The 12,164-nt window shown below is 68.8% G+C and carries 13 protein-coding genes; 4 read left to right on the plus strand and 9 right to left on the minus strand.

Going from position 1 to position 12,164, the window contains the following annotated elements:
• Positions 1 to 55 precede the first annotated feature (55 nt).
• On the plus strand, positions 56 to 505 hold the full coding sequence (locus H3O04_RS07690; RefSeq protein ID WP_006478614.1) for a membrane protein: 450 nt from the start codon (positions 56 to 58) through the stop codon (positions 503 to 505).
• A gap of 249 nt (positions 506 to 754) precedes the next feature.
• Positions 755 to 1,342, plus strand: a complete 588-nt coding sequence (locus H3O04_RS07695; RefSeq protein WP_006478613.1) for a BPSL1445 family SYLF domain-containing lipoprotein — start codon at positions 755 to 757, stop codon at positions 1,340 to 1,342.
• Between the two features lie 104 nt (positions 1,343 to 1,446).
• Here H3O04_RS07695 and H3O04_RS07700 read toward each other — a convergent pair whose 3' ends face one another.
• The 9 genes from H3O04_RS07700 to mltG all read right to left on the minus strand — a co-directional run bounded on the left by H3O04_RS07700 (position 1,447) and on the right by mltG (position 10,114).
• A complete protein-coding gene (locus H3O04_RS07700) occupies positions 1,447 to 2,511 on the minus strand; it encodes a glycosyltransferase family 4 protein (protein WP_023475621.1) in 1,065 nt (354 codons plus the stop codon).
• A gap of 283 nt (positions 2,512 to 2,794) precedes the next feature.
• Positions 2,795 to 3,970 (minus strand): AAA family ATPase, encoded by a 1,176-nt coding sequence (locus H3O04_RS07705; protein ID WP_202587454.1) that lies wholly within the window; start codon positions 3,968 to 3,970, stop codon positions 2,795 to 2,797.
• Between the two features lie 41 nt (positions 3,971 to 4,011).
• Positions 4,012 to 5,184: a mechanosensitive ion channel family protein gene (locus tag H3O04_RS07710; protein WP_011549637.1), complete on the minus strand. Its 1,173-nt coding sequence runs from the start codon at positions 5,182 to 5,184 to the stop codon at positions 4,012 to 4,014.
• 89 nt (positions 5,185 to 5,273) lie between these two features.
• Entirely contained in the window at positions 5,274 to 5,630 is a 357-nt protein-coding gene (locus H3O04_RS07715) for a Rap1a/Tai family immunity protein (protein WP_011549636.1), read from the minus strand.
• Positions 5,631 to 5,751: 121 nt separating this feature from the next.
• A complete protein-coding gene (locus H3O04_RS07720) occupies positions 5,752 to 6,462 on the minus strand; it encodes an ankyrin repeat domain-containing protein (RefSeq protein WP_006478608.1) in 711 nt (236 codons plus the stop codon).
• A 43-nt stretch (positions 6,463 to 6,505) separates the two neighbouring features.
• Positions 6,506 to 7,285 carry a TatD family hydrolase gene (locus tag H3O04_RS07725; protein WP_023475620.1) on the minus strand — a complete coding sequence of 260 codons (780 nt, stop codon included), beginning with the start codon at positions 7,283 to 7,285 and terminating at the stop codon, positions 6,506 to 6,508.
• Between the two features lie 141 nt (positions 7,286 to 7,426).
• Entirely contained in the window at positions 7,427 to 8,455 is a 1,029-nt protein-coding gene (locus H3O04_RS07730) for a DNA polymerase III subunit delta' (RefSeq protein WP_011549635.1), read from the minus strand.
• A gap of 19 nt (positions 8,456 to 8,474) precedes the next feature.
• Entirely contained in the window at positions 8,475 to 9,095 is a 621-nt protein-coding gene (tmk, locus tag H3O04_RS07735; RefSeq protein WP_006478605.1) for a dTMP kinase, read from the minus strand.
• Positions 9,095 to 10,114 carry an endolytic transglycosylase MltG gene (gene mltG, locus H3O04_RS07740; protein WP_011549633.1) on the minus strand — a complete coding sequence of 340 codons (1,020 nt, stop codon included), beginning with the start codon at positions 10,112 to 10,114 and terminating at the stop codon, positions 9,095 to 9,097. The genes tmk and mltG overlap by 1 nt, the downstream gene beginning before the upstream one ends.
• 77 nt (positions 10,115 to 10,191) lie before the next feature.
• Here mltG and ygfZ point away from each other — a divergent pair, with 77 nt between their 5' ends.
• Complete coding sequence (ygfZ, locus tag H3O04_RS07745) at positions 10,192 to 11,226, plus strand: CAF17-like 4Fe-4S cluster assembly/insertion protein YgfZ (protein WP_202587455.1); 1,035 nt, start codon at positions 10,192 to 10,194, stop codon at positions 11,224 to 11,226.
• A gap of 76 nt (positions 11,227 to 11,302) precedes the next feature.
• Entirely contained in the window at positions 11,303 to 12,148 is an 846-nt protein-coding gene (locus H3O04_RS07750; protein WP_006478602.1) for an NRDE family protein, read from the plus strand.
• Positions 12,149 to 12,164: the final 16 nt, after the last annotated feature.

A 12,164-nucleotide genomic window follows, 5' to 3' on the forward strand; every position in this document is an offset into this window, starting at 1 on the left:
GCGCCATCGGGCCGCCCTCGAGACGGACGCGCACGCGCGTCAAACGGAGGCTTGGATGGCATGGAGACAACACCGCTGGTTCCGCCGCTGGCTGATCGTGATCGTGTTCTGGGCGGTGCCCGTCGCGATCATCGCCGTGCGCGAGATCCGCGAGGAAATGGCCTACAACAAGGCGGACCTGCAACTCGCGCTGACCACCTGGCAGCTCACCGACGCGCAGCAGGCCGCCGGCGCCGCCGCGAAGTGCCACGGGGACCCTGACGAGGCGCGCGCGACCGGCTGCCCGGCCGACGTGCTCGCCGCCAACGCGCCGCGCCAGCAGGCGGCCCGCGACGAATACGTGGTGCGCCGCAATACGCTCGCCGGCTATCTGTGGCATGCGTTCGTCGGCTACTGGGTCGTCCCGGCCGCGTTCCTGTTCGCATGCGGCGTCGTGATCGCGCTGATCCGCCGCGCGCTGCGCCGCCCGCCGATCAAGCCGCCCGTTCCCCCCGTCACACACTGACACCGGCGCACGCCGCAGGCGCCGCCGCCCGCTGCTCGAGCGCCGCGTTCCCCGCACGCCGGCCACGCCCCACGCGCGCCTGGCGCGTGCGCGACATTTCATCCGTTGGCGCGCCGCGACACCCTTGCGCGATTTGACGCTTTTTCACGCGCCAACGAAAAGAGCCCCTGATCCGCTGTGATATAACTGCCGACGTGATCCGCTCCCTGAGCGAGACTCACTCCGAACATCATCCGATGGAGAACAACGATGCAAAAACGGAATCTTGTGCTGAAAGCCGCCGCTGCGCTCATCGTCGGTAGCCTCGCGCTCACCGGTTGCACCACCACGCCGGACAAGCCGGACAACGCCGCGACCAACGCGTCGAAGCGTCAGTCGATCGACGCGAGCGTCGACGCCACGCTGTCGCGCATGTACTCCACCGTCAAGGGTTCGCGCGAGCTCGTCGCGAAATCGCGCGGCGTGCTGGTCTTCCCCGAAGTGCTCCAGGCCGGCTTCATCGTCGGCGGCCAGTCGGGCAACGGCGCGCTGCGCGTCGGCGGCAGCACGGTCGGCTACTACAACACGTCGTCGCTGTCGGTCGGCCTGCAGGCCGGTGCGCAGTCGAAGGCGATCGTGTTCCTGTTCATGACGCAGCAGGCGCTCGACGAATTCCGCGGCTCGGACGGCTGGGCCGCCGGCGCCGGCGCATCGGTCGCGCTCGTGAAGATGGGCGCGAACGGCGCGGTCGACTCCAACACGGCCACCGCGCCGATCCAGGTCGTCGTGCTGACCAACGCCGGCCTGATGGGCGACGTGTCGATCAACGGCACGAAGGTCACGAAGCTCAAGATCTGACGTTGACGCACTGCCCGCGCGCTGCGCGCGGGCCATGCGCAAACGGCGATGTCCTTGCGGGCATCGCCGTTTTTTTTATCCGCCGCCCTTCTGCATCGGGACGATCAGGTCGTCGAATCGATCACCTTGAAGCGCGAGCGCTTCTGCGCGCGGATCACCGACTGGTACACGTCGACGTACTGCTGCGCCATCCGGCGCGACGTGAAGCGCTCCTCGAAGCGCTGCCGCACGCGCGCCCGCGGCAGCAGGTGCAGCCGGTTCACGGCGGCCACCGCGCTGATTTCATCCTCGACGATGAACCCCGACACGCCCTCGTCCACCACTTCGGGCACCGCGCCGCGGTTGAACGCGATCACCGGCGTGCCGCACGACATCGCCTCGATCATCACCAGGCCGAACGGCTCCGGCCAGTCGATCGGAAACAGCAGCGCATGCGCGCCCGACAGGAATTCGGCCTTCTCGTGATCGGCGATCTCGCCGATGTATTCGACGTGCGGCAACGCGAAGAGCGGCTTGATCTCGCGGTCGAAGTATTCCTGGTCGGCCGCGTCGATCTTCGCGGCGATCCGGATCGGCAGCCCGCACTGGCGGGCGATGCGGATCGCGGTATCGACGCGTTTTTCCGGCGAGATGCGGCCGAGGAACGCGAGATAGCGCGGCTCGACGGGCTGCGGCATGTACAGCGTATCGGGCAGCCCGTGATAGACGGTCGTCAGCCATTTCGCCTGCGGCAACGGCTGGCGCTGCGCATTGGAAATCGAGATCACCGGCGCCGTATTGAACGTGTCGAACACCGGTTGCTGCTCGGGCAGGTCGAGCCGGCCGTGCAGCGTCGTCACGTAAGGCGTTTCCTGCCGGTTGAAGACCGAGAACGAGTAGTAGTCCATGTGGAAATGGAGCACGTCGAAATCCTTCGCGCGGCGCGCGACCGTCTCCATCAGCAGCATGTGCGGCGCGACCCGGTCGCGGATCGACGAATCGAGCCGCAGCGCGCGCGGCCACACGGGTTCGAGCTTCGCCCGCGTCGTCGAATCGCCGCTCGCGAACAGCGTCACGTCGTGGCCGAGGTCGACGAGCGCCTCGGTGATGTAGGACACGACGCGCTCCGTGCCGCCGTACAGCTTCGGGGGCACGGATTCGGTCAGCGGGGCGATCTGGGCAATTCTCATGGTCCACGTCTCCTGTGTCTTGTCCGTTGCGGCACGGCGGCGGAGCACTCGCTCATGCGAGCCCGCCCCGCGTCCATGCAGCGCCGGCCGGCATGGCACCCGCCGGATATCTCATTATTATTCGCGATCCCGATGAGCGGAACCGCAGGTCTTTCATTTTTTGGGGGTTGTTACAGACCGGATACATTCGGCCGATCGAGCGCGGATGCCTCGTCTCGCGCCCAGCCGGACCCATTCGGCGCCTCCTGGCGCCGCCCACGGCCTCGAGCACGCAATCAGGTGGTCAACGCGACGGCCACTTCCAGGGCGGCAGGTCGCGCGAATCGGCATCGACGAGCGCGGTCGCGCCGAGCTGCTTGTCGAGCACCAGCGATTCGCAGCCGGCCTCGCGCTCGAGCGTCGCGATGAGCCGCGCCGCGTGCGATACGACCAGCACCTGAGAACGCCGGGCGGCCTGCGCGATCAGGCGGCCGAGCGCCGGCAGCAGATCGGGATGCAGGCTCGTCTCCGGTTCGTTCAGCACCATCAGCGCCGGCGGCCGCGGCGTCAGCAGCGCGGCCGCGAGCAGCAGGTAGCGCAGCGTGCCGTCGGACAGCTCGGCCGCCGCCAGCGGCCGCAGCAGGCCCGGCTGGCGCATCAGCACGTCGAAGCGGCCGCGGCCGCCCGGGTTGTCGATCTCGACCGACGCGCCGGGAAACGCGTCGTCGATCGCCGCATCGAGCGCCGCCGCGTCGCCGATTTCGCGGATCGTCTGCAGCGCGGCGGCCAGGTCGGCCCCGTCGTCCGCGAGCACCGGCGTATGGGTGCCGATGTGCGACTGGCGCGCCGGCGCCTGCGCATCGGTCCGGAAATGGTCGTAGAAGCGCCACGAGCGAATCCGTTCGCGCACCGCGATCATCTCGGGTGCCCCGGTCGGATCGGCGAACTCGGTCATCATGCTGTCGAAGCTCGCGACCGGCTGCGGAATCGTCCGCCAGTCGCCCGACGCGGTACGCGCACGGATCTGCGCGCCCTGCCGGTCGACCAGCAGCGTGGACGGGCGCAGCAACGCGCCGCCCCAGATGCATTCGCGCTTGACCACCGGATCGAGCGCGAACGCCGAACTGCTCGGCAGCGGCAGGCCGAGATCGATCGCATAGCCGAAATCGTCGCACGCGAAGCCGAGCTTCAGGCTCACCGGCCCCTTGCGCACGGTGCCCGTCACCGGCACGTCGCCCGCCAGCATCGCGCGCGAGAAGCGCTCGGGGCCGGCCCACAACGTCGACGGCAAGCCGCCCTCGCGTGCGAGCGACGGGATCACGCGGCCCTGCGCGGTGTCGGCGAGCAGCCGCAGCGCGCGATACACGCTCGACTTGCCGCTGCCGTTCGGCCCCGTCACGACGTTGAGCGCCGCGAGCGGCACGATCAGCTCGCGCAGCGAGCGGTAATTGGCGATGGCGAGCGTCTTCAGCGCGGTCATGACAATGGGAAACAGGGAATGGCGCAGGCGCCGAGCCGCGTTCAGCGGCCGTCGACGGCCTGCGGGTCGGCTGCGGTGTTGGCCGCCGTGCTGGCGGCGGGCGACCGCGCGTGCGGCCGTTCGGGATTCGGTGCGTCCGGCGCGGATTCGTGCGGATACAGTTCCATCCGGCTGCGCGGCAGGCATTGCGGATAGCGGTGCTGCAGATATGCGATCAACCCTTCGCGCACGCGGCAGCGCAGATCCCAGCACGACGACGAATCGGCCGCGCTGACGAGCGCGCGCAACTGCATCGTACGCTCCGTCGCATCGGTCACCTGCAGCACCTGCACGCGACCGTCCCACTCGGGCGCGGCGTGGACGAGCCGCGCGAGTTCCTCGCGCAGCGGCGCAAGCGGCGTGCGGTAGTCGACCGACAGGTAGACGGTGCCGATGATCTCCGCGCTGCTGCGCGTCCAGTTCGTGAACGGGTTCTCGATGATCCACTGCAGCGGCACGACGAGGCGCCGCTGGTCCCACAGCCGCACCGACACGAACGAGCCGGTGATTTCCTCGATGCGCCCCCACTCGCCCTGGATCACGACCACGTCGTCGAGCCGGATCGGCTGCGTGAGCGCGATCTGCAACCCGGCAATCAGGTTGCCGAGCACCGGCCGCGCGGCGATACCGGCGACCAGCCCTGCCACACCGGCCGATGCCAGCAGGCTCGCGCCGACCTGGCGCACGTTGGGGAACGTCATCAGCGCGGCGCCGGTGCCGATGATCACGATCAGCACCATCACGGTCCGCACGAGCACCTTGGCCTGTGTATGGACACGCCGTGCCTGAAGGTTGTCGGCCGTGTCGATCGGATGGGCCTGGATGATCGCGTCGCCGACGCCGGCCGCGAGCCGTACCAGCAGCCACGTGAGCGACACGATCGAGCCGACCGCGGCCGCGGTGCGCATGCCGCGCACGAACGACATGCCGTCGTCCGCCTGGACCCACACGAATTCGAGCGCCAGCAGCGCCAGCACGACGAGCGACGGCTTGTCGATGTAGCGCAGGATCGCGCTCATCAGCGGATACGGCTGCGCGATGCGCTTGACGATACGTGCGCCGAGGCGATGCACGACCGTGACGACCAGTATGACGATGACCGACACGCCCAGCGTGCCGAGCCACGAATGCAACGGCGCATCGGCGATGCGCTGCAGTTCCTCGATTGAAATCATCGGCGCCCTCGAGTGATGAAGCGCACAGGCTTCGTCCTGGATGCGTCGGCGACGTCCGGGCCATGCACGCGCCCGGACACGGCGTCAGATCAGTTGCCGTTCCTGCAGGGAAACGCCTTGCCGAGACCGAGCGACACCGCGGTGCTCGCGTTGTAGTCGGCCAGCTTTGGATTCTCGGCGATGTACTTGCGCACCGCGTCCGTCATCTGTTGCGCCCGGATGTCGGGCGGCAGGCAGAAGTACTGGCCGACGCGCGGCCCCGTGGTGCCGCCGATCGCATCGATCGTGTTGTAGACGCCGTCGGCGGCGCCTTCGATATAGGCCGCGCACGACGCCCGCGACTTGACGTCCGTCTTCGCGCACAGCCGGTCGAGATCCGCGCCCGTGAAAGCCGCCGCCGACAACGGCACGGCAAACGCCGCGGCACAAAACATTGCGCGCAACATGGTGTTCCTTCTTATGTCAATGCGGCCCGAGACCGCCTGCTGCCCTGGCTGGTGCGGCGCCGGATGCCCGGCGCCGGCCGGAAGCCGGCCCGGCGGACAGGCGCCGCCGCACCAAAAAACGTTATTTTGCACTCTTTTGCGCATCTGCCGGCGTCGCCGCACCGATACGCGTCGTCCGCTTGCTCAGGATCTCGATCGCGTCCGGCGCGTTGTAGTGCTTCGCGAACTCGAGCGCGGTGATGCCGAGCTGGTTCTTCACCTGCGGATCGGCGCCCTGGTCGAGCAGCAGCGTGACCGTCGACGCATGGTTGCCGCGCGCGGCCATCATCAGCGGCGTCGTGCCGTTCGGCGATGCGGTGTCGATGTACGCGTCGTGGTCGAGCAGCACCTTGACGACCGCGTCCTGGCCATTGGTCGCCGCGTAATGCAGCGGCGCCCAGCCCTTCTTGCTGACTTCCGCGCCCTTGTCGATCAGCAGCTTGACGAGCCCGAGGTCGCCGTTCAGCGACGCGAGCATCAGCGCGTTTTCGCCGGCCTTGTCTTCCTTCTCGAGATCGACATTCGGCGTCGTGGCGATCGCGGCCGCGACCTTGTCGGATTTCTCGCGGGCGGCGATCACGAGGATCGGGTCGCCGTTCGGCGCGAGCGTGTTCGGATCGAGCTTGCCGCTCTTGAGCTGCTTGCCGATATCGGCGATGTCGTCGAACTTGACGGCCTTGACGATCGCGTCGAGCGACTCGGCGTGCGCGCCGGCGGCGGCGAACAGCCCGCTCGCGACGAATGCGGCGGCAACGAGTGCGCGTTTGGGCAGATGGTTGGTCGGCTTCGTCATTGTTGTGGGCTCCTTCCCTGGGTTGTCGGCTACGCGCCCGTCGTTAGCGGGCGATCTTGAACAGCCGGAAAAAGTTCTGCGTCGTCGCATCGGCGAGCGCCTCGACGGCGACACCGCGCTCGGATGCGATAAAGCGTCCGACATGGCTGACGTACGCAGGTTCATTCGGCTTGCCGCGATACGGCACCGGCGCGAGGTACGGCGAGTCGGTCTCGATCAGCAGCCGGTCGAGCGGCACGCGCCGCGCGACGTCCTGCACGTCGGTCGCGTTCTTGAACGTGACGATGCCCGACAGCGAGATATGGAAGTTCTGCGCGAGCGCCTGCTCGGCGACCGGCCACGGCTCGGTGAAGCAGTGCATCACGCCGCCCGGCACGTCCGCGCGCTCCTCGGCCATGATCCGCAGCGTGTCTTCCGACGACGAACGCGTGTGGATGATCAGCGGCTTCATCGTCGCGGTCGCCGCGCGAATGTGCGTGCGAAAACGTTCGCGCTGCCATTCCATGTCGGCGATCGAGCGGCCTTCGAGGCGATAGTAGTCGAGGCCAGTTTCGCCGATCGCGACGACCTTCGGGTGCGCGGCCAGCTCGACCAGCTCCGCGAGCGTCGGCTCGCGCATGTCCTCGTGATCGGGATGCACGCCGACCGATGCGTACACGTTGTCGTGCGCTTCGGCGATCGCGAGCACGTCGGGCAGCGTCTCGAGATCGACCGACACGCACAGCGCATGCGTGACGTCGTGCTCGCGCATGTTCTCGAGAACGGCCGGCAGGCGGTCGGCCAGGCCCTTGAAATTGATGTGGCAGTGAGAGTCGACGAACATCGTGTTTCCTGAATACGTGAGACGGGCGCTCATGCGCCCGCCGGCATGCGGCACCGGGCAAGGTGGGCGGGCCGGCCGGCCACGGTCGCGCCCCCGCGTGATCCGCTCATCGTTTCTCAACCCATCGGAAACAATGCCTGATCAAGCGAATATTTCCCGATATCCGAGAAACAATTCCTCGAATACGAGCCGCGCGTTGAGCGGATGGTTCTCGACCGTCCGCTGCCGCGTCACGGCTTTCATGAAGCGCGCGAATGCGTTCGCGTCGACCGCTTCCGCGCAGCGCGCCAGGGCCGCCGCGTGCGTCGGGAAGTAGCGCGGCGCGCCGGCCATCCGCTGCGCGAGCAGATCGTACAGCCAGCGCTGCAACCAGCCGAGCACCAGCGGCACCGGCAGCTTCTGCAGCGTCTCGCCGCAGGCGAACGGATCGCACGCCGCACCGGCGGCCAGTTGCCCGAGCGTGTAGTCGCGCAGCGGACGGTTTTCGTCGCTCGCGAGCGCCAGCGCGGCGAGCGGCGCGCCGCCGGCTTCGGCGAGCAGCGCGCTGGCGTGGTCGACGCCCTGCGCCGCGAGCCACGCGGCGGCGGCCTCCGGCGCCGGCACCGTCATCGGCCACTGGCGGCAGCGGCTGATGATCGTCGGCAACAGGCGGTCGATGCGCGCCGACACGAGCAGGAACACGACGCCGGCCGGCGGCTCCTCCAGCGTTTTCAGCAACGCGTTCGATGCAGCGACGTTGAGCGCCTCGGCCGGATACAGCACGACGACGCGCGCGCCGCCGCGGTGCGAACCGACCCCGCAGAAGTCGAGCAGCGCGCGCACCTGCTCGATCTTGATTTCCTTGCTCGGCGCACGGGTCTTCTTGCCGCCCTCGTCCGCGTCGGCCGGCTTCGCGTCATCGGCCGCGCCCGGCGCCTCGCCCGCCAGCGCCTCGGGCAGCACGATCCGGTAATCGGGATGGTTGCCCTGCGAGAACCAGTTGCAGGCCGCGCAGGTGCCGCACGGCTCGCCGTTCGGCTGCGGCGATTCGCACAGGAAACCCTGCGCGAGATGCTGCGCGAACTGCAGCTTGCCGATCCCGGCCTGACCGTGCAGCAGCAGCGCATGCGGCCATTGCGCGCGCAGTTGCTGCAGGCGATTCCAGTCGTCGGTTTGCCACGGATAGATCATGTGGTGCGTTCCTTGCGGGTTACAGCGCGGCGAGCACGCGTTCGAGCTGCTGGCGGATCTCGGGAATCGATCGCGTCGCGTCGACGATCGCGAAGCGGTGCGGCGCCTCTTCCGCGCGCCGCAGGTATTCGGCCCGTGTACGCGAGAAGAACGCGTCGGACTCGCTTTCGAACTTGTCGGGCATGCGCGCGGCGCCGCGGCGCTCGCTCGCGACTTGCGGCGCGACGTCGAACAGCACCGTGAGGTCGGGCTGGAACCCGCCCTGCACCCAGCGCTCGAGCGTCTCGAGCTTGTCGCGCGGCAGCCCGCGGCCGCCGCCCTGGTACGCGAACGTCGCGTCGGTGAAGCGGTCGGACACGACCCAGTCGCCGCGCGCGAGCGCCGGCTCGATCACGAGCGCGAGGTGCTCGCGCCGCGCGGCGAACATCAGCAGCGCCTCCGTTTCGAGATCCATCGGCTGGTTCAGTAGGATTTCGCGCAGTTTCTCGCCGAGCTGCGTGCCGCCCGGCTCGCGGGTGACGACCACTTGCCGGCCGGCCGCCGCCAGCCGGCCCTGGAGACGTTCGCAGAACCATTGCAGGTGGGTGGTCTTCCCCGCCCCGTCGATGCCTTCGAACGTGATGAATTTACCGCTCGCCATTATTGACCTCGTATGTATTTATCCACGGCCTTGTTGTGGTCGCCGAGCGTGTCCGAGAACACGCTCGTGCCGTCGCCCTTCGCGACGAAATAGAGCGCGCTCGTCGGGGCCGGATTGATCGCCGCCTGCAGCGCGGCGACACCCGGCAACGCGATCGGCGTGGGCGGCAGCCCGCGTCGGGTGTAGGTATTGTAAGGAGTGTCGGCCTGCAGGTCGCGCTTGCGCAGCCGGCCGTCGTACGCGTCGCCGAGCCCGTAGATCACCGACGGATCGGTCTGCAGCGGCATGCCGATGCGCAGCCGGTTCGCGAACACGGCCGCGACGAACGCGCGGTCGGCCGCGTGGCCGGTTTCCTTCTCGACGATCGACGCGATCGTCAGCATTTCGTAAGGCGTCTTGTACGGCAGCCCCGGCGTGCGCGCGGCCCACGCCTCGTCGATGCGCGTCTGCATCAGGCGGTACGCGCGCCGGTAGATGTTCAGGTCGCTCGTGCCCTTGTCGAACAGGTAGGTATCGGGGAAGAACAGCCCCTCGCCGCTGCCGCGCTGCACGGCGCCGTCCGACGCGCCGATCGCGCGCAGCAGCTCGGCGTCGCTCATGCCGGCCGTCGCGTGCGCCAGATCGGGGTTCGCGTCGAGCTCGGCGCGCATCCGCTTGAAGGTCCAGCCCTCGATGACCGTCGCGACGTACTCGTTCACGTCGCCGCGCGCGATCTTCTGCAGCACGTCGTACGGCGTGATGCCGGTCTTGAATTCGTAGTTGCCCGATTTGAGCCGGCTCGACAGCCCGAGCACGCGCGTCATCGCGACGAACGCGAACGGCTCGACCGGCACGCCGCCGCGCTTGAGCTGCAGCGCGACGCTCTTCACGCTGCTGCGCGGCTTGATCGTGACGTCGAGCGATGCCGAGCCCAGCAACAGCGGCCGGGTTGCCCAGTAATACCCGCCGCCCGCTCCGGCAGCGGCCACGACGACGGCCAGCGCCACGATCGTCGCGGCGCATTTCTTCAGTAGGGACATGGAAACGTGACTCAGGTAAGACCCATATAATACTTGCTCGCCTCCGTCAAAGTCAGGGTTGACTGTTCCCTCATTCCATGAGCACACCGTTCGCTTCACCGGCTGCCCAGGCGGCATCTGCCTCGCTCCCCGTTTTCCCTCGCCCGTCCGCCGCCGATTTCGATGCGCCGGCCGCCTGCATGCCGCTGCCGCAGTTCGGCGTGATCGACGTGGCCGGCGACGATGCCGCGACGTTCCTGCATAGCCAGCTCACCAACGACATCGAGCATCTCGATGCCGGCAGCGCCCGGCTGTCCGGGTACTGCTCGCCGAAGGGCCGCCTGCTCGCGTCGTTCCTCACGTGGCGCGCCGGCCACGATGTGCGCCTGCTCGTGTCGAAGGACGTGCAGCCGACCGTGCAGAAGCGGCTGTCGATGTTCGTGCTGCGCGCGAAGGCGAAGCTGACGGACGCGAGCGACGCGCTCGCGGTGGCCGGCTTCGCGGGCGACGTGCGCGACGCGCTGTCCGGCATCTTCGATGCCCTGCCCGACGGCGTGCACGTGAAGGTCGACGGCCCGGCCGGCGCGCTGATCCGCGTGCCCGATGCGGCTGGCCGCAAGCGCTATCTGTGGATCGGCCCGCGCGCCGAAGTCGACGCGCGCCTCGCCGCGCTGGCCGGCACGCTGCCGATCGTGTCGCCCGCCGTGTGGGACTGGCTCGACGTGCGCGCGGGCGAGCCGCGCATCACGCAGCCGGCCGTCGAACAGTTCGTACCGCAAATGGTCAACTTCGACGTGATCGGTGCCGTTAACTTCAGGAAAGGGTGCTACCCGGGCCAGGAAGTGGTGGCGCGCAGTCAATACCGCGGCACGATCAAGCGCCGCACCGCGCTCGCGCACGTCGCCGGCGAAACCGACAACGTGCATGCCGGCGTCGAGTTGTTCCACAGCGACGACCCCGGCCAGCCGTGCGGGATGATCGTCAACGCGGCGGCCGCGCCGGCGGGCGGCGTCGACGCGCTCGTCGAGATCAAGCTCGCCGCGCTCGACGGCGGCACGGTGCACCTCGGTTCGGCCGACGGCCCGGCGCTCGCGTTCGACGCGCTGCCGTACGCGTGGCCAACCGAAGTCTGATGCACTGACAACCCGTTCGGGCGCCGGCTCGCGAGTCGCAGCCGGCGCCCGACGTTTCCTGCGAGAGATTCGCCCGATGTGTCTGATTGCCTTCGACTGGCAGCCCGATGCCGCCGCCGGTCCCGTCTTTACCCTCGTCGCGAATCGTGACGAGTTCTTTCGCCGGACCAGCGCGCCGCTCTCGTGGTGGGAGGACGTGCCGGGCGTACTGGCCGGCCGCGATCTCGAAGCGGGCGGCACGTGGCTCGGCGTATCGCGCGACGGCCGTTTCGCCGCGCTGACCAACTACCGCGCGCCGTTCGACATCCGCGCGGGCGCACCGACCCGCGGCAAGCTGGTCTCCGACTTTCTCGGCGGCACGCCTGTCGCGCCGCTCGACTATCTCGCGCAGCTCGCCGAGCATGCGGCCGTGTACAACGGCTTCAACCTGCTCGTCGGCGACTGGCGCCGGCGCGAACTCGCGTGGTTCTGCAACCGCGCCCCCGAGGGCGAAAGCCGTGTCGCCGCGCCCGTGGCGATCGCGCCGGGCGTGCATGCGCTGTCGAATGCGCGGCTCGATACGCCCTGGCCGAAAGTGGTGCGCAAGCGCGCGGAGCTCGGCACGCTGCTGACCGACAATCCGACCCCGTCGCTCGACGAACTGATCGCGCTGCTGCGCGACCCGCACGTCGCGGACGACGATGCATTGCCGCACACGGGCATTCCGATCGAGCGCGAACGCGCGTTGTCGGCCGCGTTCATCGAAACGCCCGAATACGGCACGCGCGGCACGACCGCGCTGCGCGTCACGATGAAGGAAGGCGTGCGGCTGACGGTGGAGGTCAAGGAGCGCAGCGACGACGACGGCTCGCACCGCACCGTCCGCCCGGGCGCGTTCGAGCGCGCGTTCACGTTCGATATCGACGCGGCGCGGCCGCGCTGAGCGCACACGTGGCGCG

Origin of the sequence: Burkholderia sp. KCJ3K979, assembly GCF_016759955.1 — a bacterium.
Taxonomy (GTDB): Bacteria; Pseudomonadota; Gammaproteobacteria; order Burkholderiales; family Burkholderiaceae; genus Burkholderia; species Burkholderia orbicola.